Raw genomic sequence first — 26207 nt, forward strand, 5'->3', positions numbered from 1 at the left:
GTGCTTGGCGCGATATCTCGGAAGAGGGGCGGTGGGGTCAAGGTGTATCGAATACAGGCCGCACGGTACGGCGCCAGATCCGCCACTTCCCGTCCTGCCTGCTTAACTCGTCGCTGTACTCTGCGATGGTTTCGGGTGGCCGTGCGGTAACGGGCAGGGCCAGCGGCACCCGGGGTGCTCCCAGATGGCGGTAGACGCTGGCATAGCTGAAGGCGCGGATCCTATCGGGCCCGATGGGCTCAAGCACCACATTGGTGATGATGTGGCGCGTCATACGATGGCTCGGGCGTGCCAGGAACGAAGTCAGTAGTGCCTGCCTGCCTTCAATGCATTCCTGTGGTCGCTGCATGACGCCGTCCGATGCAAAAAGATCAGCCGCCTCCTCGTAGCGGCCGGCATCCACCAGCACGGCGAAGCGTTGAATGGTGGTCACGCACGCCAGGTGGTCGTGCGGCGCGATCGGCTCCACAGTCATGTCCATGTATCTCCAATGATGTCTTTTGAATTCTTGCATTCATTTTTCTAATCAAAACATCAATATTCGATAGAATTTCTAACGTTAACCATGGAATCGCTTGAATAGCCCATGACCCGTTCACTACCGCCCTTGAAGGCCCTTCAAGTCTTCGAGGCCGCTGCTCGCCTTGGCAGCTTTTCACACGCCGCGCAAGACCTGCACGTCACGCCAGCGGCGGTCAGCCAGCAAATCAAGAGCCTGGAGGAGTGGTTGGGCTTTGTGGTGTTCCGGCGCACCCGCTCGGGGCTGGAGCTGACGGAGCGTGGCCAAGGCCTGGTGCCATCGCTCAAGAGCGCTTTCGATCTGATTCGGACCGCGACAGACGATGCGACCGGCCCAGGAGCGGGAACCACGCTCACTTTGAGCGTTCTGCCCAATTTCGCGATGCGCTGGCTCGTTCCCCGGTTACCTGAGTTCACGCGGCGCCATCCCTGGATTCAAGTCAAATTGCTGTCGGTCACCCATCCTCTGACAGATCTGTACGAAACCTGTGACATGGCCATCCGCGCATACGAGCACGACCCTCAGTTCTGCTTCGAGCCCCTCGCGACCGCGGAAATGGTGCCCATGCTCTCGCCGCAACTCTACAAGCGCGGATCATTGCGCCAACCTGATGAGTTGCTGCGGTTTCCGCTGCTTCACATCACCACGTCACCGGAGGACTGGCCGCGCTGGTTTCAGGAAACGCACCGGCCTGGGGAGCGCCAGCCCGATCAAGGTTTGCTTGCCAGAGGACATCAATTTGATTCCTACGTGGTGGCCATGGAGGCCGCAACCGCGGGCATGGGCGTGGTGCTCGGCCGGCCTTCATTCGCGGCCGAGGCTCTGCAACGCAAGCAACTGCTGATTCCTTTTCAGCGTCCCATTGCCAGCAACAAGAGCTGGTACCTGGTCTATCCGCGTACGGAACTGCCACGCAAATGCACGGTATTTCGTGAGTGGCTGCTTGATACTTGCAACCACCCGACATCTACATCCGCCCCGGCAACCAGGTAACGATACTCGGGAAAAACCACAGCACCACCAGCGCTGCCAGCATCAGGAAGAAGTAGGGCGCGCATACCCTGGCGATATAAGTGATCTGCTTGCCGGTCATGCCTTGCAGCACGAACAGGTTGAAGCCCACGGGAGGTGTGATTTGAGCGGTCTCCACGGTGATTACCAGGAAGATACCGAACCAGATCGGATCGATGCCAGCCGCCTGGATGATGGGAAGCACCACGCCCATGGTGAGCACGATGGTGGAGATGCCATCCAGGAAGCAGCCAATCACGATGTAGAACAAGCCGAGCACGATGATGAGCATCGCGGGTGAGAGGTTCAGGCCGCCCACGAATTCGGCGAGTTGGCGAGGCAGGCCGATATAGCCCATGGCCAGCGTCATGAAGGCCGCACCCGCCAGGATCAGCGCGATCATGCAGTACAGCCGCGTGGCGCCCAGTAGCGAATCCTTGAAGCTTTGCCAAGTCAAGGCGCCTTGCACGGCCGAAAGAATGAACGAACCCACCACGCCAATCGAAGCGGCTTCCGTCGCGGTGGCTATGCCACTGTAGATGCTGGCGATGACAGCTGCAATCAGCAGCACCACGGGGATCAGGTGCCTCGTCTCGTACAGTTTCTGCTTGAAGCTGAGTGTGCCATCGGCCTTGGGCACCTGGTTCGGGTGCAGCAGCGCCCAACCCATGATCCAGCCGGAAAACAACAGCGCCAGCATCAATCCGGGCAGCACGCCAGCCATGAACAGCTTGGCGATCGAAACCTCGGCAGCCACGCCGTACACAATGAGAATGATGGAAGGCGGAATCAACAGGCCTAGCGTGGCCGGCCCCCCCAGGGAGCCGATCACCTGCGCTTCGGGGTAGCCGCGGCGCATCAGTTCGGGCACATTCATCTTGCCCACTGTCGCGCAGGTAGCGGCTGATGAACCAGATACCGAGGCGAAGATGGTGCAGCCGATGACGTTGGTGTGCAGCAACCGCCCCGGCAGCGCATTCACCCAGGGCGCTAGGCCGCGGAACATGGTTTCCGACAGATTGGTGCGGTAGAGAATTTCACCCATCCAGATGAAAAGCGGCAAAGCCGTGAGTGTCCAGCTGCTGGATGATCCCCAGATGGTCATGGCCATCGCATCGCCAGCGGGCCGGCTCGAAAATAGCTCCATCGAAATCCAGGCCACACCCGCCAACGTCAGGCCGACCCAGACTCCGCCGCCTAGAAGCAGCAGGAGCAGCACGATTAGAAAAGCGCTGATGGCGATTTCACTCATGATGAGCATCCTCGTGATTGACGGGCACGCGCCGGCCCAGAAGCTCCAGAATGAATTCGTCGAGGAAAGCGATGAAGAACACCACGGCGCCCAGCGCCATGCCCAACTGCGGAATCCACAGAGGGGTGGCATCTATGCCCACGGAAATGTCCTGCAGCTCCAGCGACTGCGAGACCAGCCGCACCGAATAGAAAGCCAGAAAGCCTGACAGTGCCACGGCCACCGCGAGCGCGGCCAGTTCCAGCGCGCGCTGGCTGCGGCCCTTGAGCATGCCGAGCACCAGCGTGACTCGGATGTGTTCGCCCTTTTTGAGCGTGCTGGCCAATGCCAGAAAGCCTGCGGCCGCCATTGCGTAGCCGGCGTAGGCATCGGTACCGGGCGCGGCAAAACCGAACAGGCGGCTCACAATGGTCAACAGCACCATCACGAGCACGCCTATCATGGCCAGGCCGGCCAGCCAGCCGCAGCCGGCGTACAGACAATCAAGCAGCTTGCGCATGATGGGGGCTCAGGCTTGGTTGCTCTTTTACTTGCGCGAGGCGTTGTAGGCGTCAAGCATGGTTTTGCCTTCAGCACCGGCCTTTTCCAGCCACTCCTTGGTGACGGTTTCACCGATCTTGCCAAGATCAGCCTTGAGCTGAGGCGATGGATCCACCACCTGCATGCCTCCCTCCTTGAGTTTGGCGATGGACTGTGCGTCCACTTGCTGAGAGTTCTTCCAGCCGCGCTCCTCGGCAGAGGCGGCAGCTTTCATCACGGCGTCCTGAGTGGCTTTGTCCAATGCGGCAAAGGCCCTCTTATTGGCGACAATCGCATTCTTGGGGATCCAGGCCTGCACATTGGTGTAGTACTTCAGGTTCTCGTACAGCTTGTTGTCCGCTCCAGTGGCACTGGACGTGATCAGGCCTTCGACCACGCCTGTGGCGAGGGCCTGGGACAACTCGGCTTCCTGAATGGTGACGGGTTGCGCACCCACCAGTTCGCCGATGCGTGCGGTGGTGGGACTGTAGACACGCCATTTCATGCCCTTGAGGTCGGCAGCGGAATTGACCGGCTTTTTGGTATAGATGCCTTGGGGTGGCCAAGCCACCGCATACAGCAGAACCATGCCTTGTTGGTCGAGCTTTTTCTGCAGCAGCGGCTTCTGAGCCTGATAGAGTTTGAATGCATCGTCATAGCCGCTGACGAGGAAAGGCAGGCCATCGGCGCCGAACAATGGCCACTCGTTCTGGAAGCTCACCATGAAGAATTCGCCGGCCTGAGCTTGGCCACCCTGTACGGCGCGCTTGATCTCAGGTGCCTTGAACAGCGAGGCGCCAGGGTGCGCGGTGATCTTGAGTTTGCCGGCGGTGGCGGCGTCCACGTCCTTGGCGAATTGGGCGATGTTCTGGGAATGGAAGTTGAAAGCGGGGTAAGCCGAAGGCAGATCCCACTTGGTTTGAGCCCAAGCGCCGGTGGAGAGGCCCAGGCATGCGGTCAACGCGCCGGCCGTGACGAAAAGACGACGATCCATGGTGAACTCCTGCAATGAAGTGAAAGAAAACACGGCGCGACAGGGCTGACTTTGCCCTCATGATCAGGCCGATCCCCGAAATTACCATCATTGCCGGAGGATGACACCTAGGGAAATCAACAATACGATTTTTTTGTAGCCCAATGCATGTTGGATTGAGGTCTATTTTTATATATTTTGTTGAACAAATTGAAGGTGGTCATGTGCGGGCAATGCACGCTCCCCTTCACCGCCCTTGTTCAATCCTTCATTCGATATGCCGCGCATAGACAGCGAGCACGATGCGCTCCGACTGGATCAGATAGTCCTCCAGCGTTTTCGCAGCAGCGGCGGTTTGGCCTGAGGCGAACAATTCCAGCAGATGGGCGTTCTGGTCGACATAGGGGGCATGAAGGTATTCTGGGTCGTTGAGCAGGCCGAAGGCCAGACGCAATTCGGCTGCGACGTCCGAGAACATGGCCGACAGGCGCTCGCTATCTGCCAGCGCCACGATGGCAGCATGAAAATCCATGTTGGCGGAGCCCACCGCCATCCAGTCACCGGCCTCGCGGGCCTGCTGTGCTTGCGCTACGGTTTGCTGCATGCGCTTGTGGGCTGGGTGGCGCGGCCAAGCTTGCGCGAGGGCCTGGCATTCCACCAGGCGGCGCACACGGTAGATGTCGATAATGGCCGCAATGCTCGGCACGGCGACGGAGACGCCCTTGTTCGGCGCATGCACCAGAAGGCCTTCCTTGGTCAGTATCCGGAAGGCTTCGCGCAAAGTATTGCGTGATACCTCGAACTGCTCGCTCAGTGCCGCCTCCGACAGGCGCTGCCCCGCGCTCAGACGGCCCTGGATCAGCTGCTGACGGATCCGCTCGGCCACCGTATCAGTCAGGCTGGCGATGGCGGCAGGGTGGGGAATAGGTCTGGTGTTCATCGGCGACGGCTTTTCACAACGCAAGAATGGCGCAGCGAGCGCATTCGCTACGAGTTTGCCCATCATATCGGCGCATTCTTGCGGGAAGCACCGCTTGGGCTTTTTCGGCGGCTGATTGTCGATTCAGCGCTAGGGTTTCCTCTAGTGATTCTTTATTTTTGTATGGCAAAATCAAAAAATTGTTCAACAATAATTTTCAAACATAAGATCATCAAATTAGGTTGTTGAACACAGCCGCATCAGTCACAAAGGGTGTCTACTCATTGCCTGCAGGTTGCATGCGAACTGGCACCAAGGGCTATCCTGATTTGATCTGCCATATTTTTCTGCTGAACTCTGATGCTCGGCTGAACGGAGCGAAATCATGACCACCACCATTGATCTCAACAGCGACCTGGGTGAAAGCCTGGGCGCCTGGACCATGGGCGACGATGCCGCCATGCTGTCCATCGTCAGCAGCGCCAACGTGGCTTGCGGCTTTCATGCGGGCGACCCAGTCGGCATGCTGGCCACGCTGCGCGAGGCCAAGACACATGGCGTGGTTGTGGGCGCGCATGTCGCCTATCGCGATCTGGTGGGCTTTGGCCGCCGCCCTATGGATGTGCCGCATGCCGAGCTGGTGGGCGATGTGATCTATCAGATTGGTGCTCTGCAGGCATTGGCCAGGGCGGCAGGCACCGAGGTGCGCTACGTCAAGCCGCATGGTGCCCTGTATAACACCATCGCGCATGATCCTGTTCAGGCCCATTCCGTCATCGAAGCAGTGAAGCTCGCGGATGCCGGCCTGGCGCTGGTGGTGTTGGCCGGATCCCGGCAGGCGCAGTGGGCGCGCGAGGCTGGCCTGCGTGTCATAGAGGAAGCCTTTGCAGATCGCGGCTATACCCCGGAGGGCGTGTTGGTGTCGCGCCGTGAGCCGGGCGCCGTGTTGCACGATCCGAACGCAGTGGCCCAGAGGATGCTGCAGTTGGCGACCCAAGGCACGATCCAGGCGGTGGACGGCAGCACCGTGCGCGTCCGGGCCGATTCCATCTGTGTGCACGGCGATAGTCCCGGCGCCGTGGAAATGGCGCGCGAGGTCCGCAAGCTTCTCGAAGCGCATGGCGTGGCGATCCGCTCATTCATGAACTCTCCAGCATGAATGGTTTGCGCACGCGCTTTCTGCCAGCCAGCCGCAACGCATTGCTGGTAGAGCTGCCAGACCTGGCCCGCACGTTGGACTTGCTGGCTGCGTTGCAGGCTGCGCCGTTGGCCGGCGTGGAAGAGCTGATACCGGCTGCGCGCACTATTTTCATCAGTTTCGACCCCTATCAAACCAGTGCCCTCGTGCTGCGCCGTGCCATTGAAGGGTTGCGAATCGAAACGCGGCTGAGTGGCAGTGGCCCGCTGATCGAAATTCCAGTCCGGTATGACGGAGAAGACCTGCCCGAGGTGGCTGCGCTGCTGGGTGTCAGCGTTCCCGAGGTGATCCGCCGCCACACCTCACGCGACTACACCGTGGCTTTCAATGGGTTCGCGCCGGGCTTCGCCTATCTGACTGGCGGCGACGAAACCCTGCAGGTACCTCGCCGCGCCACGCCGCGCACCAAGGTTCCCGCGGGCTCGGTGGCGGTGGCGGGCACATTCAGTGCTGTTTACCCCGACGAAACGCCGGGCGGCTGGCAACTGTTGGGCACAGCCACCATCTGCATGTGGGATCTGCAGCGCGACCCTCCCGCGCTGCTGCAGCCCGGCATGCGCGTACGTTTCGTGGATGTGGCTACACAAGAGGCCCAGAATTCCGCAAGCGGAGTTCGTCATATCCGCACGGTCAACCCTGACCAAAGCCCGCATTCAGCGGAGGCGCCCACAGTGCCCGCGCTGTCGGTAAGTGCTACTGGCCTCCAAACCCTCTTCCAGGATGGCGGCCGCCTAGGCCAGGTTGCCCAGGGAGTGGCTGCTTCCGGCGCTTTGGATCAAGGGGCCATGCGCCGCGCGAACCAACTGGTTGGCAATGCCTCAGGGCTGCCAGTACTCGAAGCATTGCTTGGCGGACTTCAATTGGCCAGCCACGGAGAGCCTGTGGTGGCTGTTACCGGCGCGACCGGATTGCTCACGATCACTGCAGCTGATGGCCGGCGCTGGCACGTGCCACGCAACCAACCGGTGGCATTGACCGAGGGTGATGTGCTGAGCATTGGCGAACCCGCGACCGGTCTACGCAGCTATGTGGCGGTGCGTGGCGGCTTCGTGGTCAAGCCAGTGCTCGGCAGTGCCAGCACCAATACACTGGCCAAGGTCGGCCCGGTGGCCCTGGCGGTAGGCCAACGCCTGCCGATCGGTCCCATACCCGGTATCGCCGTGGCTGCGCCGGATACAGCACCGCCAGCGCTACCCAAGGCTGGGGACACCGTGACGCTCGACGTCATGATGGGGCCGCGTACGGACTGGTTCACGCCCGATGCGGTGGCATTGCTGTCCGCACAGCGATGGCAAGTCACCCTGCAATCGGATCGCGTGGGCTTGCGTCTGGCTGGCGATGTGGCGCTGGCTCGTGCCATCACGCAAGAGCTGCCCAGCGAAGGCGCGGCGCTTGGTGCCATCCAAGTGCCCGCCAGCGGGCAGCCCGTGCTATTCCTGGCCGACCATCCGCTCACTGCTGGCTATCCGGTCATCGGTAGCGTGATGCCCCATCACCTCGATCTGGCCGGGCAGTTGCAGCCCGGCACATGGATTCGTTTCAACCCGCTGGACTCGTTTGCGGAGATCGAAGCCTTATGAAAAAACTACTGATTGCCAATCGTGGCGAGATCGCCGTCCGCATCATCCGTGCCTGTGCCGACCATGGCCTGCGCAGCGTCGCGGTCTATGCGGACGATGACTTCGAAGCCCTGCACGTGCGCATGGCCGACGAAGCCTATGCCCTGAACGGCCAACGCCCGGTCGATAGTTACCTCGATGTCGGCAAGCTCATCGATGTTGCAAAGAGAAGCGGGGCTGACGCGATCCACCCAGGCTACGGATTCCTCTCTGAAAGCGCCGCGTTCGCCCGGGCGGTGATCGGCGCTGGCCTGACCTGGATTGGTCCCCCGCCTGAAGCCATCGAGCTGCTGGGCGACAAAGTCAGCGCCCGCCAACTGGCATTGCGCGTGGGCGCTCCCCTGGTGGCCGGTACGGCCGAACCCGTGAAGGCGGTGGCTGAGATCCATGCCTTTGCCAGCCAGCACGGCTTACCTATCGCTATCAAGGCGGCCTATGGCGGTGGCGGGCGAGGGTTGAAGGTGGTGTGGAAGATGGAGGAGATCGACGAGCTGTACGCGTCGGCTGTGCGGGAAGCCAAGGCTGCATTCGGCCGGGGTGAGTGCTTTGTCGAGCAGTTTCTGGACCGCCCACGCCACATCGAGGCACAGGTGCTGGCGGATGCGTACGGCCATGTGCGCGTCCTCGGTACACGCGATTGTTCTTTGCAGCGCCGTAACCAGAAGCTGGTGGAAGAGGCGCCAGCGCCTTTCCTGAGCAACGATCAGCGTGAACGCATCCACCAATCAGCGCGCGAAATCTGCCAGGCCGCGGGCTATGTCGGTGCGGGCACTGTCGAGTTCCTTCTAAGCCAGACTGGCGCAATTTCCTTCCTCGAGGTCAATACCCGCCTGCAGGTTGAACACCCGGTCACAGAGGAAACTACAGGCATTGATCTGGTACGCGAGCAATTCCGGGTCGCCGAAGGCGCTCGCTTCGAAGGCGAAGAAATATCCAGCGTGCCGGCCCCTTATGGTCACTCGTTCGAGTTTCGCATCAATGCCGAAGATGTCGGCCGTGGTTTTCTGCCTGCCCCAGGCATCGTGACGCGCTTTGATCCCCCCAGTGGCCCCGGCGTGCGGCTGGACAGTGGCGTGGCGGCAGGCTCGCATGTGGGGGGCAGTTCGATTCGCTGCTGGCCAAGTTGATTGTGTGGGGGCCGACACGTGAGATGGCGGTGCAGCGCGCGCGCCGCGCGCTCGCTGAATTCCAGATCGAGGGTGTGCCCACGGTACTGCCGTTCCACCGTGCAGTGATGGCACACGCCGATTTCGTGAGTAGTGAAAAGCTAGCTGTGCATACACGCTGGATCGAAACCGATCTGGCTCGCCAGTGGCAGGCAGATCCAGCCAGCCGCCCCGGACCTTACGAGGCAAGCGTGTTGCGGCGCTCCGCCATCGAAATCGATGGCCGCCGCGTAACCTTGGGGCTGTCCGGCCGCTTGCTGGCAGGCCTTGCCGCCGTACCATCAGAGCCCACGGCCGAAGCAGCAACGCCTGCCGAACCGGTGAGCGATGAGACCATCGTAGCCCCTGCTGCCGGCAATCTGAGCGCATGGAAAGTCACGGATGGCGCTAGCGTTCAGGCCGGTGATCTGGTGGCCGTCATGGAAGCAATGAAAATGGAAATGCAGGTCCACGCGCGCCGCGCGGGCACCATCCGACTGCTGGCGCGAAAAGGGGAGCTGCAAGTGGCGGGGGCGGTGCTGGCGAAGATTGAGTAAGCTCAGTGCCCTATGAGCATGCATGAAATCAGCTGCCCGCATTGCGGGAAAGCTTTCAAGATCGACGAGGCCGGATACGCGGACATCCTGAAGCAGGTGCGCGACGGTGCGTTCGAGCAACAATTGCACGAGCGGCTTGAGCTTGCCGAGCAGGATAAACGGAATGCAGTCGAGCTTGCACAGGCTAAGGCCAGCAGCGAGTTGCAGAAGGCCGCCGCGGCCAAGGATGCTGAGATACAGGCGCTGAAATCCAGGCTTGATGCCGGTGAGGTCGCGCGCAAGCTGGCTGTCACGGAAGCGCTGAGCACAGTTGAGAAGGAGTTGCATAGAACCTCGTCTGCCAAGGATGCGGAAATACAGGCACTGAAATCCAGGCTTGACGCCATCGAAGTCGCGAAGAAGCTCGCGATCACCGAGGCCGTCAGTGCGGTCGAGAGAGAGCGGGACGAGTTGAAAAGCGGCCTGCAGCGGGTGGAACTCGAGAAGCAGCTCGCCGAGAAATCCCTCAAGGACAAATACGAGACCCAACTCAAGGACCGCGACGACGCCATCGAGCGCCTGCGGGACATGAAAGCTCGGCTGTCCACCAAAATGGTGGGTGAAACCCTCGAACAGCACTGCGAGACGGAATTCAACCGCATTCGGGCGACGGCATTTCCGCGCGCTTATTTCGAGAAGGACAACGACGCGCGAACCGGCAGCAAGGGCGACTACATCTTCCGCGACGCTGACGAAGCCGGCACCGAAATCGTCTCGATCATGTTCGAGATGAAGAACGAGAACGATCGTACGGCCACCAAAGGCCGGAACGAAGATTTCCTGAAGGAACTCGACAAGGACCGGATCGAGAAGGGATGCGAGTACGCTGTGCTGGTTTCACTCCTGGAGCCCGACAGCGAGCTCTATAACACCGGGATCGTCGACGTTTTCCACCGTTACCCGAAGATGTACGTTGTGAGGCCGCAGTTCTTCCTGCCGATCATCACCTTGCTGCGCAATGCGGCCATGAACTCGCTCAAGTACAAGTCCGAGCTGGCGCTGGTGAAGGCGCAGAACATCGACATCACGAACTTCGAGAATCAGTTGGAAACCTTCAAGAGTGCGTTCGCGAAAAATTACGAACTGGCTTCCAGGCGTTTCCAGACGGCCATCGATGAAATCGACAAATCAATCGATCACCTGCAGAAAACAAAAGAAGCTTTGCTCGGCACCGATCGCAACTTGCGTCTGGCCAACGACAAGGCGCAAGACGTCACCATCAAGAAGCTGACCCGGGGCAACCCGACCATGGCCGCCAAGTTCGCCGAGCTCAAGAATCAGGATTCCTTGGATATCGAGTGAGCTGGAAGTTTCTGGCGTCGACTTACGCCCCCGTCCGTTCATCGTGCGGAATGCTAATCGTGACTATTCAGCCTGCCTTTCTTTGATGGCACGTGCGCGGATTCTCTGTAGATGAACCGCAAGTTACCGGCCCTTGAATACAGGCGCGCGTTTTTCCTTGAAGGCCAGTTTTGCTTCCACGGCATCTTCACTATTGCGCACGATCGCTTGGTATTCTTGCTCCAATAACATCTGGTCACGCAAGCTGTTGGTCGGCGCTTGCCGTATCAGGCGTTTGATGAATTTCAACGTGTTTGTCGGCCGGGCGGCCAATCGTTGAGCGAGAGCCATGCTCTCGGTGGGCAGCGATTCATCAGATACGCACCGATGAATAAGGCCCCATTCCGCAGCCGTGGGTGCGGGTAGGCGTTCTCCTAGCATCATTAACTCGGCGGCTCGCGCCGGACCAAGCCCGTGAGTGAGAAGCCAGCTGGAACCAGTATCTGGTACCAGGCCTATATTCGAGAAAGCCTGAAGGAAATAGGCGGATTCTCCCGCTACGACAAAGTCGCACAGCAGCGCCAACGACGCGCCAGCGCCTGCCGCCGCACCTTGAACGGCCGCCACGATCGGGAGCGGGCATTCACGTAACAGCAATGCAAGAGGATTGAAAACATCCCGCATATTCGAATCTACATCCTGTCCGATGTCACGCTGCGAACCCATCAAATCGGCGCCAGAGCAGAAGGATTTCCCAGCCGCACTCAAGAGGATTGAGCGTGCATGGCCACGACGAAGTGTCTCGCGAATCGCTTCGGCCAAGTCAAGAACAAGGTCGATGTTGAGGGCGTTCAGCCGTTCGGGGCGGTTCAAACGGATTGTCGCGACAGAACCGTCGCTCGAGATGTCGAGGTGGTTGGCTGTGGTCATGATCAACTAAACAACAAAAGTATGCATGATAGATCTATAGTAATTCAAGTGCATAGCCATCGATCCCGGATCTCTTTCTTTTGCGATGAGTGGCTACTCATCCGCATACTTGATGTGTCAACTGGAACCAGGGAATAGAGTCCATTGGGTTGGTTCGCTGTCACACTGGAGAGTCTGCTCAGAATTTTCTGACAAGCAAGGAATGCTGGAATGAGTGTCCTCGAATCCCTTTCCCCCACTCGTATCCCTGCCGAAGATGAGGCGTTGCGTGCCGAGGTGCGTGCCTTCCTCGCCGAAACTGTCCGGGAGCTGCCTCCTCACGTTCGGGCGCGGTCCTGGGGCGGCTATAGCGCGGAACTGAGCCGCAGTCTTGGCGCCAAAGGCTGGATCGGTGTCACATTGCCCAAGGAGTATGGCGGCGGCGGGCGCAGCGCCTTTGCTCGCTATGTCCTAGTGGAGGAATACCTGTCCGCCGGCGCGCCGGTGGGCTCGCATTGGATCGCGGATCGCCAGAGCGGCCCGCTGATTCTCAAATACGGCACCGAGGCGCAGAAGCGTTTCTATCTCCCTCGAATTTGCCGCGGTGAGGCCTTCTTCTGCATTGGCATGAGCGAGCCCAACGCGGGTTCTGATCTGGCGAGTGTGAAAACGCGGGCGGTGCCCAACGAAAAGGGCTTCCTGCTTAATGGCCAGAAGATATGGACCACCAATGCCCACCACTGCCAGTACATGATCGCATTGGTTCGGGTTTCAGGTGAGGCGAGTGATCGGCATAAGGGTCTTTCGCAAGTGATTGTGGATCTGTCGTTGCCCGGTGTCACCGTCCGGCCCATCACGGATCTTTCAGGTGATGCCCATTTCTGCGAAGTCTTCTTCGAAGACGTGCAGCTTGCACCCGATGCCTTGATTGGCCAGGAGGGGCAAGGGTGGGAACAGGTGACGGCCGAACTGGCTTTTGAGCGGAGCGGTCCGGAACGGCTGTTTTCCAGTCTCGTGCTCTTCGATGAGTGGCTGGCCTGGGTGCGTACGCCTCAAGGCCGCAGTGAGAGCGCGCTGTGCCTGGCTGGACGGGTATTCACCGAACTGGCGCCTTTGCGCGCGATGTCCGTGGCGGTACAGGAGAAGCTTACCCGAGGCGAAAGCCCCACCATCGAAGCAGCCTTGGTCAAGGAGCTGGGGACCACGTTGGAGCAACTGATCCCGGCTGCCATCGCCGATGACCTGTTCGGGCGTGGATCGCCGGATTCGCCCGGAAGTGCCGACGTACCCTTGGAGTTGCTGCGCACGCTGAACTACACCATTGAAGTCGCGCCATCGTTTTCCCTGCGGGGCGGCACTCGCGACATTTTGCGCGGAATGATCGCGCGCGGCTTGGGTTTGCGCTGAGAGGCACAGCAGGAAAAAGGAAATGCAAGACGATCTTTTCGCGGACGCTGTCCGCCAAGTGCTGCACAGCCAATGTACCCCGCAAGCAGTACGAGCCATTGAGTCGGGCGGCTCACCGCAGGCGCTATGGGGCCATTTGGCGGAGGCTGGCTTCGCCGATGCCCTGGTGCCCGAAGCGCAGGGCGGTGCGGGCTTGGGCCTGGCTCAGGTATACGACGTATGGACACTGTGCGGCGCGTACGCGCTCCCGGTACCTCTGGCGGAGACCATGGTGGCGCGAGCACTGCTCGCCCATGCGGGTGAGGAGATTCCGGTCGGCCTGGTGACCTTGGCTGAAGGGCGCCTGGAGGGCGACGGTGCCGTGGCATCTGCCCATGTGAGTCTAGGCCGTGTTGCCGATGCCGTGCTGGTGCAGCATGGCGCGGGTTGGCAGCTATTGCCCATGGCGCGGGCTGCGTCTGAGCCTGCCGCTTTCTGTCTCGATACGCGATCGCATTGGAGCGCGGCCCAGGTGGCGGCAGCTCCCCGGCTGCCCGTCACGCTGCCGGCGGCGGTGGATCTGCGCACGCTGCAGGCTTGTCTTACGGCAGCGCAGCTCGCTGGTGCATTGATGAATGTGTTTCAGCGTACGCTTCAATACGCCAATGAACGCAGCCAGTTTGGCCGGCCCATCGGAAAGTTTCAGGCTATTCAGCATCAACTGGCGGTGATGAGTGAGCATGTCTTTGCCGCGCGCATGGCGGCTCAATTGGGCTGCGCCGGTGGAGCGATGTGGCCTGACCGACTGCGCGTGGCTGTAGCCAAGGCGCGCTGCAGCCAGGCGGCGCTGGCAGTGGCGGAGGCGGGCCATGCTATTCATGGTGCGATTGGCTTTACCGAAGAATACGATTTGCAGTTGCTTACACGGCGTCTGCATGCGTGGCGCCGGGCTGCAGGCTCGGAGTCTTACTGGCATGCCGTGGCAGGCGCCGCTCTCGTGGACGCGCACCAGGGGTGCACGCTCGATTTGCTGCGCGCAACTACTGATGTTTGATTTGATGGGAGAACGCTCCCGTGACGTTCTGGTCAGCTGCGTGGTTCCAGTTGAAGAGTTGCTCACGCCCATGCCTTGGCCGAACAGATCGCCGCGAACACCGGTACCCATGAGCGGCGCGCAGCGCCAAACATGTAGAATGCTTCAAAAGTTCTTCACATGATCTCCGCTTTTTTGATCAACGCAAACCAGTGGTGGCGCTTCCGATAGGAAGCGGCATGTCGCTGCGGTGCAGACCGCAACCTTGTCGCCGTCCCGGTGGGCAAGGTCAGAGACTTTCCGGTACGGCGGCTCCAAGCTAATGGAGGATGTCCGATGCCCTTGATCCGATCACCCTTGATAATCAGTTCGCGCTTCGCCTGCGCAGCGGAGCGTTGGCGGGCATGTGGTCATTTTCCATTCACCACATGCTCGTTGCGCAGCCGTATTTCGCACCATTTTCCTGGCCGAGCGCAGCTTTTTTCTCGGAAATTTTCTCAAATCAAGAGGTCCGGTCGATGAAACTCCTCATGGTCGACAACTACGATTGAGGTCCACTGGCATCCAAGGACTTCCATTGAGGTTATCTAAGTCTATGTTTTTAAAGGATTGATGCTCTTCTGAGCGCTTCTGAGCGCTAGACAAATCCAGTGTTCATGTGTGTAATGGAGTGTGTAACGGACCAAAGTGGAGGCGTTATACACATGGCACTCACAGCACTCAATCTTCTCTCGGCGCGCAAAGTGGAAACGGCGCAGCCGAGGCCGAGGGTGTACCAACTACGGGACGGCGGCAGCCTCTTTTTGCGCGTTCAACCTAATGGCTCCAAGCTCTGGTGGTACCGCTACCGGCTGGGTGGTGCTGAGCAGGTGTACTCAATCGGGGTGTACCCAAAGATCACGTTGGAGGCGGCTCGTGCTGAACGTGATCGAGCGAAGACGCTGGTCAGGAAGGGGCTTGATCCCATCGTGGAGAAAAAGGCGGCCATGGCCCTCCAGGCCGACACATACGAACGCACGTTCGAAGTTGTTGCTCGGGAATGGATCGCAGCCAACGCCCACTGGAGCGAGTACTACACCAACCAGGTCACCAGCTACCTTGAAAAGGACGTCTTCCCACGGATCGGGAAGTTGCCGATCAGCTCCATCAGGGCTCCCCATCTGCGACCTATCATCAAGGATGTGGCTGCTCGGGGAGCGAAGACTGTGGCGATTCTCATCCGCCAGTGGTGTGGTCAGATCTTCAGCTATGCGGCTGCCCAAGGTGTCTGCGAATTCGATCCCGCCTCCTTGCTCAAGGGGCTGGTCAAGCGTCCTCAAGTCCGTCATAACCCTCCGCTGACATGGGCAGAGATCCCGGACTTTCTGAATCGGGTGGACAACGAAGGAGGGTATCGAACGACGGTGCTTGCCCTCAAATTGATGGCATTGACCTATGTGCGCACGGTCGAACTTCGCAAAGCGTCGTGGGAAGAGTTCGATCTGAACAATGCCATTTGGTCAATTCCCGCCGAGCGCATGAAGATGCGGCGCCCTCATCTGGTTCCGTTATCGCGGCAGGCAGTGGCTGCGCTTAGGGAACTCTATGCGCTCACCGGTGGCGGAAAGGTATTGTTCCCGAGCTACAGGAAGCCGGGGCAGGTGATGTCGGCGACGACGCTCAATCAAGCACTCAAGCGCATGGGTTATGGAGGACGTTTTTCGTCCCATGGATTTCGTTCCACTGCTACGACGATTCTTGGGCTGCTGGGCTATCCTGAAAAGCGAGTTGATCTCCAACTTGCACATTCCAAGAAGAACAAGGATTCCTCGCGTGCCCCCTACGACCACACGAAGTTCGTGGAATCGCGCAAGGTGATCATGCAGGACTGGGCTGACATCCTCGATGCTTTGCAGGCTGGGAAGAGTGTTGAAGATGTCACGAAGGCATTTGGTCCCATGTCGAAGCGTAGAACCGCACTGCTCCGGGTCATCGAGCGCGAGTGACCTCTACTACTCAGCGCGACCGGGTGTCGCCAAGTGACTCCGGCCATAGAGGGATTCACCACGCGGAGCCTGTCCCGGCAACTTGCAGTGCTCTCTGCTCGAATCGCTCGATAACCGAGTCAACTTGTGCGTAAGGCCGTTGCAGGTATGTCACGACCTTAAAGGGGCCGTCTGCGAGCGGCCGCATAGTGAACCCCCAGCCATGAGCATGGTCTATGCGCGATTGCGCGGATAGCCCAACGCCGTAGCCGGCAGCAACCCATAGCGCCATCATCTCGAACGAAGGCACCCGCTGGACGTTCTCCCGGTCCACAGGCATGAGCGAAATCAAGCTCTCATCTAGCAGGGGACAAGCTTCCGCCTGCCACCGATAGATCGTGTGATCCTGGAGATCTGCGATGGTGAGCTTCGCCTGGTCGAGTAAGTGGAACCGTGGTGCTATGGCCACGGCCATGTCCTCAATCCATAGGGGTTGCGATTTGAGGGCTGGGTCGCTGGCATCCTGAAGTGACACCCCAATGTCGAAGCGGCCCTCAAGAAGTCCCTGAAGCAGAACGTCGCCTGTAACCTCGAAAAACGCGAGCGCGACATCTGGTTCTTCCGCGCGTTGTCGCGCGAGAAGCGCCGAAAGGTGTGATGACGGTACGCCCGGTGCTACGGCAAGTTTAAGGGTGGACCGACTGGTGGCCTCGTGCATAACAGCCCCCAAGAAGAGAATTGATAAACAAGGCAATCCAATATGATACTCGTGAGTTAAATTTAACGTGGTTAAATTATCGTGACTGCTCGACGCTTCTGCTGATGCAGAAGCGTAGTGTTCAACGAGGCCGCCCCCCGGGCACAACCAGATATGAAGCCGAGCCAGCCCTGGCTTTCGGCAAGGCTGTGCGCGCCTTTCGTATGGATCAGGGTGTTGCTCAAGAGGAACTGGCCGCGCAGGCCGGAATCGAGCGTTCGCACATGAGCAAGATCGAGCGAGGGAAGCATTTGCCCTCGCTGACCGTCATACTGAAGGTTGCCGTTGCGCTCAAAATGAGCGGCACCGAGTTGATGGCTGCGATGGAACGCAATCTTCATGCTGATGCCGAGGCAGGCTGAAGCCGCACCGGAAATAGACTATCCGTTTGACCTGCCCCCATTGACCGTACCAACGGATTGGAGAAGTCCGGGGGTGAAGGTTAATCGAAGTTTTGTTTCTGCTCACTGTCAGCAGCACCGCCCGCGCGCTGGCGGTGCTGCTGTGCGAATCGTGCCGGAGGGATGCGCCCCAAACTGCTGTGCGGCCTGACCTCGTTGTAATCCCGCCGCCAATGCGCAATGCACTCCCGGGCCTGTGACAACGATTCAAACCACTGCTCGTTGAGGCATTCATCTCTGAACTTGCCGTTGAAGCTCTCGATATAGCCGTTCTGCATGGGCTTGCCCGGCTCAATCAGGATGTGCCGAATCCCATTCTTGTGCGTCCAGGCCAGGAACGCCCGACTGGTGAACTCCGGGCCATTGTCCGTTCGCACGGCTGCCGGATAGCCACGGAACCTGGCCACTTGGTCGAGCACGCGCGTGACGTACTGGCCCGAGATGCCGTAGTCCACCGTGATGTCCACGGACTCCTTGCTGAAGTCATCCACCACCGTCAGACACTTGATGCGCCGTCCACTGGACAGGCTGTCCGAGACGAAATCCATGCTCAGCACCTCGTTGATATCCCTGGCCAGTTGCAGCGGCACGCGCTCCTGCGCTGGGCGTTTGACTTTGCGGCGCTTCTTCACCGTCAGGTTGGCCTGTCGGTACAGCCGATAGATGCGCTTGTGGTTCACCCCCGGAAACTGCTGGCGCAGCATGTCGTGGATGCGCCGGTAGCCGAATCGGCGGCGCACCAAGGCCGTTTGCCTAATCTGTTCACCCAGGGTGGCGTTGAGCTCGCTGGGCTGCGGCGGGTGGCGGTAGCTGTCTCGGGATAGCCCCACAAGGCGGCAGGCGTGCCGCTCCGAGAGGTGATGCTGCTCAATCATCTGTCGGATGGCATCGCGCCGCGCCTGTGGGGCTAACGCTTTACCCCGAAGACGCTCTTGAGGGCGTGGATGTCCAGATGGGCCTCGGCCAGCAGTTTCTTGAGCTTGGCGTTCTCGCTCTCAAGCTCACGCAGGCGCTGTGCCTCTGAGACTTGCATGCCACCGAACTTGGCACGCCATTTGTAAAAAGTGGCCTGGCTGAAGCCGCCGCTGCGGCACAGCTCGGGGATGCCCATGCCGGCTTCGGCCTGTCGCAAGAAGCCAATGATTTGTTCGTCGCTGAACCTGCTCTTCTTCATGTCCGTCATTCTCCTGGGTTGACGGACTTCTCTCGTTTACCGTGGTACGGCTGACGGGGGGCAGGTCACACCTGCGAGCGCAGGCGGGTAATGAAGCGCTCCAATGCAAGGCACGGTGCGTCACTTCGGGGCCGAAGCAGGTAGGTGGTGATCACGGCCGAATCTGCAGCCAAAGGGCGGGCAATGACGTCCGCACGTTGGCTGACCGCAAGCCTGGCAGGGGTCGTGAAGCCGAGTCCATATCCAGCCCCGACCAACGTGAGCATCATGTCCAATGAGGATGCGTGCTCGACGACATTGGGTTCTCTCTCCAGTGGCCGCAGCAACCGTGTCAATTCGCGGCAGTAGCCCTCGCACACCTGCGGGTCGCACAGCACGAGCGGATAAGAGGCAAGTTCAGGAAGCGGCACCTCCTTGTGGGCGAGCAGCGGATGCCGTGCGGGCACTGCCACGATCAACGGGTCATGCCATATCGGCTCCGCAATGATTTCCTCGCCGACGTTCGCAGTGTGTGCAAATCCCATCGTGAAGTCGCCTGATCGCAGTCCGCGCAGTTGCTCAGCCAAAGGAACTTCTGCCAAGCGTATTTCAATCTCTGGATCTTCTTCGCGACAGTGCGCGAGGAAGGCGGACAGACGTTGGTCAACGGTGCCATCGGATATAGCGATTCGCAGGCTGCCTTGTAGGCCTGCCGCAATGGCCTTGACGTTCTCTCGACCCTGTTCCAGAGCCGAGAGCACTCTTCGCACGTCCTGCAGGAATGCAGATCCGGCTGGGGTCAGGCGCGTTCCTCTCCGATCCCTGTCGAAGAGAGCTACCCCCAGTTCATCCTCAAGGTCCTTGATGGCGCGGGACAGCGGAGGCTGCTCGATGTGTAGACGCTCCGCTGCGCGCGTGAAATGTAGTTCCTCGGCCAAAACGACAAAGTAGCGAAGGTGTCGCAGTTCCATATACCTACCCTAAGTCGCCGTTGCTCGAAGATCCCGCGAACTCTGGAGAGTTTGAAACTGGACCCATGCGTCGCGAGGGGAAAATCTTCCGTGGGGCACGCCTCAACGTATCCCGTCTATTTGCTGCAGCGCCATTTTGTTTGTGGATCTTTTCTAGTTCGTCCGGTCCGACTTGTTGTTGGTGGCAAGTCGAAGCGGTGCCCGGGGTTTCAACGAGCCATAGGATGGCTTCTTGAATCGAGCACCCCAGATATAGGAAGAACTCGCTTGCAGCATTAACGAAGTCGCGTGCTGCGGCGCAAGCGCCATCACCTCCTTCTCACTCTGTGTCATCAATCAAACATGACTCTGCCATAGCAACCGTTTGGTGCTACCAATCATCTGTGCTACTGTACGTCCAAAATTGCCAAAGGCTGGACGTTGAGTTGCAATAAGTTGTTCCATAACGAGCTACGAGCGCTTCGTGTTGCTGGCGTCAGAAACGTGGCAGTCCAGGGCCTCGGGCGGGGTAGTCATTGTTGGCTTGCTGCGAAAGCGCCGGTCCGATCAGGGCACATTGGCCACTAAGTCGCAACTTCAACTCAGATTGAGTTTGTCAAAGACGTACACAAATTCAAGGATAGGCGCATTCAACCGCTTCTTGCTCCGCCTATGCAGGCTCGATCAGTGCCATGTAGAACTGAAAATGATCGCCCAGGGTCGTTACGCTCGACGTGACGGTAGCGCAGCGTAAGGCGGGTGATATCAATGGCGCGGCGGTCTCGTCGCTGGCTCATACTGCGCTCGTTCATGAGCGCTTGCATGACCGGCTCACGGCGCTGATGCGTCACTCGAAAATGCGTGCAAACGCTTGCTTGATTTGGCGAGAAGAGGCTTGTGAATGAAGAGGGCTGATCATCTTTCACACGCGCTCTAGATAACCATCCTGCACTTGTACATGTTCGAGATCATCATCGACTGCACTGTCTCATCGCGCTGATTCTTGACGAGACGTTTGCAGGTGATGATGCCTTTGGTGCCGCTGCTGTTGAGCTTCTTTTCCGTAGGCGTGATGACAGCGTAGATCGTGTCCCCGGCCTTGACGGGCAGGTGTATTCGCCACTGATCCAGACCCATCATGGCGATGATGGTGCCGTCGTTGATGCCCGTCAGGCACTGCAAACCACCGACGATGGCAAGTACCAATGGCCCGTGGGCGAGCGGCTCTCCGTAGGGTTGCGTCTTGCAGAACTCATGGTCGACGTGGGGGGCGTTGTGGTCGCCTGAGAGACACGCGAAATTGACGATGTCGGTCGATGTCACGGTACGGCGCGACGTGACGATGCTCCGGCCGACTTCGAAGTCCTCGAAGTACATGCCGCGGGGTTGATAGCCGGGGTGGTGGCTCATGAAAGCGCTCCTCTTAGACAGATTGCAGTGCCAGCACTTGGCGGATGTCAGGGACGTTTTCCAGCGCAAGGAAATCGGCGACGGCCTGTTGTGTGCGTTCTCGACCCAGAACGGGCTCTGCCAGCATTCAGAACTTGTCAATCACCTCATCGTTCGAGAGGGCCTCCTGTGGCGAACCCCGCGGGGCAGCAACGGTTTGCGTGCTTGAGTTCCCTGCGGTGTCGGTAAGGTCAATGCGACAGTGGTGGTAATGAGCCAGCGCTGCGTCCTGCACCACCGTGATTCGCTGCATGGCGTCGATCACGTCGGCCCGTTGCACGTGCTCGGATACCCCAATGCTGTGTTCTGGCAGGATCACGTCGGCCCCACAAACCACCTGGGCCAGGCAGTACTGAAGGTGGAACCGGGCGTCATTGGGGGAATTCGGCAGCCGCGCTTTGCTGACCACATCGGCCACGTACGGTGCCACGCGAACCTCGATGCGAGCGCTTTGCAAAGCGGCATCCCCGAGCCGCTGCCGCAGCTTGCCGAGCGCATCCACGGGTGCGTGCAGATACCCACAGCAGGCATGCAGCTTTCGTCTCGGCTGTTCCAGTGCCCAGCGATCCCTCCATACATCTGCGTCGAAGCTTCCGTCGGTAGATGCGGTTGAAAAGTAGCCGATCTTGCTGTCCAGCAAGTCTTTGGGGCCGGTCATCCCTGCGCGCGCATAGTACGCAGCGGTCGTACCGATGTCAGCGGGCTGAGCGCCGAACAGCATGGGTTTGACCGTCCCTCCGTTCCCAAAGATCACCTCCGCTGGGCACCAGCCGGCGAGGCTGCCCGCGATGGCCAAGGCGTTCAGTGCCTGCTCTTCATTCAAGTCGAGCAGGTGCGCCGCCGCTGCCGCTGCGCCGAACGTGGAAGGTATTCCGACGGGGACCATCCCCATCTCGGTGTAGCGGCGCAAGGTGGGGTACACCGCATCGTAGACGCGGCTGGTGACCTCGATGCCGCGCACCGCTGCCTCCATCACATGTATGCCGGAGGAACCTAGTGCCTCGCCCAAGGCGAGGGAGGCGCAGACGATACCGATGCTCGCATGTCCTCCAATGAGATCGTTCAGTTCGAGAACGTCGCCAAGGTAGGCATTCGCCCGCATGGCCTCTCGCAATGCGCGGCGATGCGGGGTGCCGAACACGGAAACTAAGCCTGTGCCATCGCCTGGTTCACAGGCGAGCACCAACTGTGCTTCCTCGGTGCGTGAGCCTGCGAGGACGCAGCCCACGGTGTCGAGAATGCACAGAAGGGCTTGTTTTCGAACAAGCTCAGGGATGGCTGGCCCGGAGATGCGACTGGCCTGCTGCGCGAGTGTTTGCAAGGCGCTGATCGTCACGTCGTTCACTCCTTCTCGAATCCGGGGCTCCGCGCCAAGTCGCTGAACGGCATCTGCGTGGCGCGAATGAGGCGTGTTTCCTGAGCGGTGATGAGGTGCCCTGATGCCTGCAGGTAGGCGGGGAAGTCCGGGTGGGTGTCACGCGCCAGGCTCCGGCGCTCGTAGTCGGTCAGGTCGTCGTAACCCCAAAGGTGCACGAACTGGTTTTGCGGGCCCACCAAGCTGGTGTAAAACCCCATCGGGTGTTCCAGTGTTTGCAGCAACACGGGCATCGCCAACCGATTGAATACCTCCAGAAATTCGGGCATCTTGCGCAAAGCGATGGTGTAGACGCGATGGTCTACCAGCGGCTTTGAGGACGGTGTCAGCAGAGGGATACTCATGCCGGCACCATCTTCAACTCCGCTGCTCGGGTATCACGGCGATGCCCAGCGGCCTGATCGGCGATGTGGTTGGCGGTGATATAGCCAAAGGTCATGTTCGGCCCATGCGTGATGCCCGCACCAGGGTAGTTGCCGCCCATGACGCTGGCGCGGTCGTTGCCCGCTGCGAACAGCCCTTCGATGGGCGTGCCATCGGTGCGAAGAACTTCACCCACCACACTGGTGCGCAGACCATCGAAGGTGCCCAGGTCGCCCATCAGGACCTTGACCGCGAAATACGGACCTTGCATCTTGACCTTGTCCACCGCCGTCTTCATGTTATCATAGATGCCGCGCCTGGCAACGCCTCCCAATGCCTGGAAGGCGCGGGTATGGGCATCGAACAGCATCTCATGGCCTTGCCCAGGGTAGGCAACCAGCCAGAAGGCACGACTGGCGCAGAGCTTCAGATGGGCCACTTGCAGTTTGTAGAACACCCCACCAACCAGCAGACCTTCCTCGCTCCAGTCGAACTGGAAGGCCTCGCCCAACTCGAAACTCAGCGGTACAAAGGCCCTGGCGGGATCCTTGGCGCTCTCCACCCGCCACGCACGGATGAAGTCCGTCACGGCGCTATAGCCACCCCGGTATCCCTGGGCCTGAATCTGCGCAAACAGCGCCTTTTCACTGCGCCTTGCGTTCTTGGCCCGGTGCGCATCCGTGCGCAGGGCCTGCTCCAACACCGCCACAAATGGCGTGAGCTTGCCATCAGCCTTCTTGCGCTCGTACTTCGGGGTTATGTCGCCGGGGGCCCTGAGCCACTTCTTGACCGTGTTTCTGGCCAGTCCCGTTCTTCTGCAAATCTCTCCGTCAGAGAGTTGGTCGCGCCACTTCATGCCCCTGACCTTGCCAATCATGTCCATGGTGATCACCTCTTACATCCCTGCTGAAAAATTCAGCAGGGCAGTTGAACACCCCTGTCAATTTTGGATCGGCATCAGACCTTTCAGACTGTCAGTTTTCGGTCGGCGACAACACTCAACTCCTTGTCGATATTTTCAACAAGGCTAAGAAGTACGCTTTTCGGGGGCAAGCTCACTCGTCGTGCAGACTCTTGCCGTGCACTTCGATGCGGTCGGGCGTGCTCCAGGCAATGTCGGAGCGGATGGGTTTGCTTTTGCGGGCCACGGGGCATCTCCAATGGGTTCAGAAAATCAGGCTTCCAGGCCGGCGCTGCGCAGAACGGCCAGCGCACGCTGGTAGATCGGGCTGTCGACCATTCGACCGTCCATCACGACGGCGGCACCACCAGCGGCAACGAAGACATCTCGCACGCCGCGCGCCCAGTCGAGTTGCTCGGCGCTGGGAGTGAACACCGCCTGGACGGCGGCGATCTGCTTGGGGTGGATGCACAGCTTGGCGCCGAAGCCCTGGCGCCTGGCACGCTGGGCATCGGCATGTAGCCGGTCGAAGTCATCGATCACAAGACTGACGCCGTCGATCGGCGCGTCCAGCCCGGCCAGGCGCGAGGCGAGCACGAGCTGCGAGCGGAACCCCTGCAACTCGATTTCACCCCCATCGGGTGCGCAGTCAATACCCAGATCCAGTGCCAGGTCGACGCTGCCGAAGGCCAGGCGCGCGACGCCTGGCACACAAGCAATGTCGCGCACGGCTTCGACACCACGCGCCGATTCGATGATCGGCAGCACATCCTTGTAGATCGTCTCGACCACCGCGCAGATGGCTTCGATGCCCTCGGCCTTGGGCAGCATGATGGCTGCCACGCCGGGATGGCGGCACAGCTCGATGTCCTCGTCGAACCACGGTGAACCGGCAGCGTTGACGCGCACGATGAGCGGCACGGCCTCGTCGAGTGCGGCCGCCAGCGCAGCGCGGGCACGCGGCTTGGACTCGGGCGCAACCGCGTCCTCCAGATCGACGATCACCATGTCGGCACCGGCGACGCGCGCCTTGGCGAAGCGCTCGGGGCGGTCCCCGGGAACGAAAAGGTAGGACCTCGGCAGCCGAGTCAGGACTGGCGGCGCACTCATGGGGCAACCTTCGCCCTGCGGGCTGCGGTATTCACCTTCGGAACTGCTGGGCGACTCATGCCGCCAGCCATCGTTCAACGCGCGGGGCCTCGGCAACGGACCAGACACGGGCCATCAGGTCGGCCATCTCCGCCGGGGTTGCGCCCCTGCCATAGGCCGCCAGTCGCCGCGCCTTGTCCTCCAGTTCGGCGCGCGTGAGGGTGTTGTCCGGGTCCCCCTTTGGTTCGTCGACGCGCGCCGAGAGTGTTTTGCCGTCGCGCGTGGTTGCTGTCACCTTGCCGATCCAGCGCTGGGGATAAGCGCCGTCAACCTCCTCGTCGAGTTGCATCGTGACCCGGTCGCGCAAGGCCGCCACGCGCGGGGCAAGGTAGTGCTGCTCGAATTCGTCAAGCCCGGCGTACCCGTACTCGGCCACCAGCGCGAGCACAGTACCCATCGAGAACTTGGCCTGGTGCACGGTGGATGGCACGGTAACCCGCCCGAGCACGTCGATCGCGCCCTGGTGCACATGGGTGGTCACCTGGACCAAATCATCCGCAACGAGCCGGTGCGTTTGCATCAACGCCAGCAGCGCATCTGCGCTGGGGTGCGTATGACGGCACGAGGCGTGGTATTTGAACGAGGTTTCAGCCGTGGCCCAACGCTGCCCCAGGCGGTCGGTGAGCCGCGCCGGGTCGGCGTCACTGGACATGCCTGCGGCCAGGCCCTGCGGCCCTTCCAGAATCTGGCGTGCGCCGGTCAGACCGGCGCGCGCCAGGTAAGCCGACGCCAGTCCGCTGGACGCCGCATGCGCGGTGTGCAGTTGCTTGGAGTCGGCCGCGTCGCGCAGGAACTCCCACAGTCCGGCGGCTTGCGTGCCGGCGCTGCCGAAGGCATGCAGCATGGTTGGCGCATCCAGCTTGAGCAGCCGACCGACCGCTGCGGCTGCGGCCAACGTGCCTGCGGTGGCGGTGGTGTGGAAGATGCGATAGTGTGAGCGTCCGAGAAATTCTCCGACGCGGATGCCGACCTCGTAGCCAGCCACCACGGCGGTCAAAAACTCGCGGCCACTCGCGCCGATGTCTTGCGCTATGGCCAGCGCCGCCGGGAACACCACGGCACCGGGGTGGAACACCGAGCCATTGTGCACATCGTCCTGCTCAGCAAAATGCGACGCTGCGGCATTGACCATGGCGGCGAAATGGGGTGAGGTGGTGCGGCGCGAGATCAGCACCTCGGCGCGGCCCGAGGCCGGGCCCATCTCGCGGGCATAGGCCTCAATGGCCTCGACCGGCCGCGCGCCCTTGCCGGCCAGCGCCGAGCCGTACCAATCGAGAAACAGATCCTCGGTGCGGCGAAGCACCGGTGCCGGGATCATGTCGAATGGCAGGCCAGCCGCAAAGGCGGCCAGCGCCGCGCTCGGGTTTGTATCCAGAATCATGGC

24 protein-coding genes and 2 pseudogenes are annotated in these 26207 nt (G+C 60.4%); 10 read left to right on the plus strand and 16 right to left on the minus strand.

The features are described 5' to 3' along the window. Window positions 1-37: 37 nt before the first annotated feature. Window positions 38-481, minus strand: a complete 444-nt coding sequence (locus tag WJU18_RS03165; protein ID WP_423458730.1) for a nuclear transport factor 2 family protein — start codon at window positions 479-481, stop codon at window positions 38-40. A 105-nt stretch (window positions 482-586) separates the two neighbouring features. On the opposite strand from WJU18_RS03165, the gene WJU18_RS03170 reads away from it, so the two are divergent. Further along, entirely contained in the window at window positions 587-1513 is a 927-nt protein-coding gene (locus WJU18_RS03170) for a LysR substrate-binding domain-containing protein (protein ID WP_423458731.1), read from the plus strand. Here the strand turns inward: WJU18_RS03170 and WJU18_RS03175 are convergent. The 4 genes from WJU18_RS03175 to WJU18_RS03190 all read right to left on the minus strand — a co-directional run bounded on the left by WJU18_RS03175 (window position 1488) and on the right by WJU18_RS03190 (window position 5215). After that, a complete protein-coding gene (locus WJU18_RS03175; RefSeq protein ID WP_423458732.1) occupies window positions 1488-2783 on the minus strand; it encodes a TRAP transporter large permease in 1296 nt (431 codons plus the stop codon). The genes WJU18_RS03170 and WJU18_RS03175 overlap by 26 nt on opposite strands. Then, window positions 2776-3282: a TRAP transporter small permease gene (locus tag WJU18_RS03180; RefSeq protein ID WP_423458733.1), complete on the minus strand. Its 507-nt coding sequence runs from the start codon at window positions 3280-3282 to the stop codon at window positions 2776-2778. The genes WJU18_RS03175 and WJU18_RS03180 overlap by 8 nt, the downstream gene beginning before the upstream one ends. Before the next feature lie 27 nt (window positions 3283-3309). Next, window positions 3310-4296 carry a TRAP transporter substrate-binding protein gene (locus WJU18_RS03185; protein WP_423458734.1) on the minus strand — a complete coding sequence of 329 codons (987 nt, stop codon included), beginning with the start codon at window positions 4294-4296 and terminating at the stop codon, window positions 3310-3312. 247 nt (window positions 4297-4543) lie between these two features. Further along, complete coding sequence (locus WJU18_RS03190) at window positions 4544-5215, minus strand: GntR family transcriptional regulator (protein WP_423458735.1); 672 nt, start codon at window positions 5213-5215, stop codon at window positions 4544-4546. 364 nt (window positions 5216-5579) lie between these two features. Between WJU18_RS03190 and WJU18_RS03195 the strand changes: the two genes are divergently transcribed. From WJU18_RS03195 to WJU18_RS03210, 4 genes and pseudogenes are all read left to right on the plus strand, one after another. Next, window positions 5580-6353, plus strand: coding sequence for a LamB/YcsF family protein (locus WJU18_RS03195; RefSeq protein ID WP_423458736.1), 774 nt, complete (start codon window positions 5580-5582; stop codon window positions 6351-6353). Further along, on the plus strand, window positions 6350-7972 hold the full coding sequence (locus WJU18_RS03200; RefSeq protein WP_423458737.1) for a carboxyltransferase domain-containing protein: 1623 nt from the start codon (window positions 6350-6352) through the stop codon (window positions 7970-7972). Before WJU18_RS03195 ends, WJU18_RS03200 begins: the two co-directional genes overlap by 4 nt. Next, window positions 7969-9713, plus strand: a pseudogene (locus tag WJU18_RS03205) (acetyl/propionyl/methylcrotonyl-CoA carboxylase subunit alpha). The gene WJU18_RS03200 and the pseudogene WJU18_RS03205 overlap by 4 nt, the downstream one beginning before the upstream one ends. An 18-nt stretch (window positions 9714-9731) precedes the next feature. Continuing rightward, window positions 9732-11054 carry a DUF2130 domain-containing protein gene (locus WJU18_RS03210; protein ID WP_423460922.1) on the plus strand — a complete coding sequence of 441 codons (1323 nt, stop codon included), beginning with the start codon at window positions 9732-9734 and terminating at the stop codon, window positions 11052-11054. A 123-nt stretch (window positions 11055-11177) separates the two neighbouring features. On the opposite strand, the gene WJU18_RS03215 is transcribed toward WJU18_RS03210, so the two are convergent. Beyond that, on the minus strand, window positions 11178-11963 hold the full coding sequence (locus WJU18_RS03215; protein ID WP_423458738.1) for an enoyl-CoA hydratase-related protein: 786 nt from the start codon (window positions 11961-11963) through the stop codon (window positions 11178-11180). A 210-nt stretch (window positions 11964-12173) separates the two neighbouring features. Here WJU18_RS03215 and WJU18_RS03220 point away from each other — a divergent pair, with 210 nt between their 5' ends. The 4 genes from WJU18_RS03220 to WJU18_RS03235 all read left to right on the plus strand — a co-directional run bounded on the left by WJU18_RS03220 (window position 12174) and on the right by WJU18_RS03235 (window position 16346). Beyond that, window positions 12174-13349, plus strand: coding sequence for an acyl-CoA dehydrogenase family protein (locus tag WJU18_RS03220; RefSeq protein WP_423458739.1), 1176 nt, complete (start codon window positions 12174-12176; stop codon window positions 13347-13349). A gap of 22 nt (window positions 13350-13371) precedes the next feature. Further along, window positions 13372-14382, plus strand: a complete 1011-nt coding sequence (locus tag WJU18_RS03225; protein ID WP_423458740.1) for an acyl-CoA dehydrogenase family protein — start codon at window positions 13372-13374, stop codon at window positions 14380-14382. A 308-nt stretch (window positions 14383-14690) separates the two neighbouring features. Continuing rightward, window positions 14691-14912 carry a hypothetical protein gene (locus WJU18_RS03230; protein ID WP_423458741.1) on the plus strand — a complete coding sequence of 74 codons (222 nt, stop codon included), beginning with the start codon at window positions 14691-14693 and terminating at the stop codon, window positions 14910-14912. A gap of 153 nt (window positions 14913-15065) precedes the next feature. Next, window positions 15066-16346 (plus strand): tyrosine-type recombinase/integrase, encoded by a 1281-nt coding sequence (locus WJU18_RS03235; protein ID WP_377560978.1) that lies wholly within the window; start codon window positions 15066-15068, stop codon window positions 16344-16346. 55 nt (window positions 16347-16401) lie between these two features. On the opposite strand, the gene WJU18_RS03240 is transcribed toward WJU18_RS03235, so the two are convergent. Then, entirely contained in the window at window positions 16402-17043 is a 642-nt protein-coding gene (locus tag WJU18_RS03240) for a substrate-binding domain-containing protein (RefSeq protein WP_377560979.1), read from the minus strand. A 104-nt stretch (window positions 17044-17147) separates the two neighbouring features. Between WJU18_RS03240 and WJU18_RS03245 the strand changes: the two genes are divergently transcribed. Further along, window positions 17148-17444 (plus strand): helix-turn-helix domain-containing protein, encoded by a 297-nt coding sequence (locus WJU18_RS03245; RefSeq protein ID WP_377560980.1) that lies wholly within the window; start codon window positions 17148-17150, stop codon window positions 17442-17444. Window positions 17445-17524: 80 nt separating this feature from the next. On the opposite strand, the gene WJU18_RS03250 is transcribed toward WJU18_RS03245, so the two are convergent. The 9 genes and pseudogenes from WJU18_RS03250 to WJU18_RS03290 all read right to left on the minus strand — a co-directional run bounded on the left by WJU18_RS03250 (window position 17525) and on the right by WJU18_RS03290 (window position 26204). Next, window positions 17525-18657, minus strand: a protein-coding gene (locus WJU18_RS03250) for an IS3 family transposase (RefSeq protein WP_423458742.1) whose coding sequence is annotated in 2 segments (ribosomal slippage) — window positions 17525-18402 and window positions 18402-18657 — 1134 coding nt in all. Because the reading frame shifts where the segments join, the coding sequence is not laid out codon by codon here. A gap of 65 nt (window positions 18658-18722) precedes the next feature. Next, a complete protein-coding gene (locus WJU18_RS03255; RefSeq protein ID WP_423458743.1) occupies window positions 18723-19607 on the minus strand; it encodes a LysR family transcriptional regulator in 885 nt (294 codons plus the stop codon). A gap of 912 nt (window positions 19608-20519) precedes the next feature. Beyond that, entirely contained in the window at window positions 20520-20996 is a 477-nt protein-coding gene (locus WJU18_RS03260) for a MaoC/PaaZ C-terminal domain-containing protein (protein ID WP_423458744.1), read from the minus strand. A gap of 127 nt (window positions 20997-21123) precedes the next feature. Continuing rightward, on the minus strand, window positions 21124-22371 hold the full coding sequence (locus tag WJU18_RS03265) for an MmgE/PrpD family protein (RefSeq protein WP_423458745.1): 1248 nt from the start codon (window positions 22369-22371) through the stop codon (window positions 21124-21126). A gap of 5 nt (window positions 22372-22376) precedes the next feature. Beyond that, complete coding sequence (locus WJU18_RS03270) at window positions 22377-22754, minus strand: NIPSNAP family protein (protein WP_423458746.1); 378 nt, start codon at window positions 22752-22754, stop codon at window positions 22377-22379. Further along, window positions 22751-23071, minus strand: a complete 321-nt coding sequence (locus tag WJU18_RS03275) for an FAD-binding protein (protein ID WP_423460923.1) — start codon at window positions 23069-23071, stop codon at window positions 22751-22753. Before WJU18_RS03275 ends, WJU18_RS03270 begins: the two co-directional genes overlap by 4 nt. After that, window positions 23045-23656, minus strand: a pseudogene (gene istA / locus WJU18_RS03280) (IS21 family transposase); the annotation flags it as partial. The gene WJU18_RS03275 and the pseudogene istA, both read right to left, overlap by 27 nt. Window positions 23657-23947: 291 nt before the next feature. Further along, window positions 23948-24784 carry an HpcH/HpaI aldolase/citrate lyase family protein gene (locus WJU18_RS03285; protein ID WP_423458747.1) on the minus strand — a complete coding sequence of 279 codons (837 nt, stop codon included), beginning with the start codon at window positions 24782-24784 and terminating at the stop codon, window positions 23948-23950. 55 nt (window positions 24785-24839) lie between these two features. Next, the gene (locus WJU18_RS03290; RefSeq protein ID WP_423458748.1) at window positions 24840-26204 is read right to left on the minus strand and encodes an MmgE/PrpD family protein; all 1365 of its coding nucleotides are present in this window, start codon (window positions 26202-26204) and stop codon (window positions 24840-24842) included. Window positions 26205-26207: the final 3 nt, after the last annotated feature.

Origin of the sequence: Ottowia sp. VDI28 (assembly GCF_049532675.1) — a bacterium.
Taxonomy (GTDB): domain Bacteria; phylum Pseudomonadota; class Gammaproteobacteria; order Burkholderiales; family Burkholderiaceae_C; genus Ottowia.

Excerpts from the sequence above, each read along its gene's own strand:
- WJU18_RS03225 (WP_423458740.1), top strand. The coding sequence starts at position 13,372 with ATGCAAGACGATCTTTTCGCGGACGCTGTCCGCCAAGTGCTGCACAGC.
- WJU18_RS03230 (WP_423458741.1), top strand. The coding sequence starts at position 14,691 with ATGTCCGATGCCCTTGATCCGATCACCCTTGATAATCAGTTCGCGCTT.
- WJU18_RS03255 (WP_423458743.1), bottom strand. The coding sequence starts at position 19,607 with ATGGAACTGCGACACCTTCGCTACTTTGTCGTTTTGGCCGAGGAACTA.
- WJU18_RS03180 (WP_423458733.1), bottom strand. The coding sequence starts at position 3,282 with ATGCGCAAGCTGCTTGATTGTCTGTACGCCGGCTGCGGCTGGCTGGCC.
- WJU18_RS03185 (WP_423458734.1), bottom strand. The coding sequence starts at position 4,296 with ATGGATCGTCGTCTTTTCGTCACGGCCGGCGCGTTGACCGCATGCCTG.
- WJU18_RS03200 (WP_423458737.1), top strand. The coding sequence starts at position 6,350 with ATGAATGGTTTGCGCACGCGCTTTCTGCCAGCCAGCCGCAACGCATTG.
- WJU18_RS03175 (WP_423458732.1), bottom strand. The coding sequence starts at position 2,783 with ATGAGTGAAATCGCCATCAGCGCTTTTCTAATCGTGCTGCTCCTGCTG.
- WJU18_RS03190 (WP_423458735.1), bottom strand. The coding sequence starts at position 5,215 with ATGAACACCAGACCTATTCCCCACCCTGCCGCCATCGCCAGCCTGACT.
- WJU18_RS03245 (WP_377560980.1), top strand. The coding sequence starts at position 17,148 with ATGCAGAAGCGTAGTGTTCAACGAGGCCGCCCCCCGGGCACAACCAGA.
- WJU18_RS03195 (WP_423458736.1), top strand. The coding sequence starts at position 5,580 with ATGACCACCACCATTGATCTCAACAGCGACCTGGGTGAAAGCCTGGGC.
- WJU18_RS03240 (WP_377560979.1), bottom strand. The coding sequence starts at position 17,043 with ATGCACGAGGCCACCAGTCGGTCCACCCTTAAACTTGCCGTAGCACCG.
- WJU18_RS03270 (WP_423458746.1), bottom strand. The coding sequence starts at position 22,754 with ATGAGTATCCCTCTGCTGACACCGTCCTCAAAGCCGCTGGTAGACCAT.
- WJU18_RS03275 (WP_423460923.1), bottom strand. The coding sequence starts at position 23,071 with ATGAAGACGGCGGTGGACAAGGTCAAGATGCAAGGTCCGTATTTCGCG.
- WJU18_RS03260 (WP_423458744.1), bottom strand. The coding sequence starts at position 20,996 with ATGAGCCACCACCCCGGCTATCAACCCCGCGGCATGTACTTCGAGGAC.
- WJU18_RS03285 (WP_423458747.1), bottom strand. The coding sequence starts at position 24,784 with ATGAGTGCGCCGCCAGTCCTGACTCGGCTGCCGAGGTCCTACCTTTTC.
- WJU18_RS03220 (WP_423458739.1), top strand. The coding sequence starts at position 12,174 with ATGAGTGTCCTCGAATCCCTTTCCCCCACTCGTATCCCTGCCGAAGAT.
- WJU18_RS03290 (WP_423458748.1), bottom strand. The coding sequence starts at position 26,204 with ATGATTCTGGATACAAACCCGAGCGCGGCGCTGGCCGCCTTTGCGGCT.
- WJU18_RS03215 (WP_423458738.1), bottom strand. The coding sequence starts at position 11,963 with ATGACCACAGCCAACCACCTCGACATCTCGAGCGACGGTTCTGTCGCG.
- WJU18_RS03210 (WP_423460922.1), top strand. The coding sequence starts at position 9,732 with ATGCATGAAATCAGCTGCCCGCATTGCGGGAAAGCTTTCAAGATCGAC.
- WJU18_RS03165 (WP_423458730.1), bottom strand. The coding sequence starts at position 481 with ATGGACATGACTGTGGAGCCGATCGCGCCGCACGACCACCTGGCGTGC.
- WJU18_RS03170 (WP_423458731.1), top strand. The coding sequence starts at position 587 with ATGACCCGTTCACTACCGCCCTTGAAGGCCCTTCAAGTCTTCGAGGCC.
- WJU18_RS03235 (WP_377560978.1), top strand. The coding sequence starts at position 15,066 with ATGGCACTCACAGCACTCAATCTTCTCTCGGCGCGCAAAGTGGAAACG.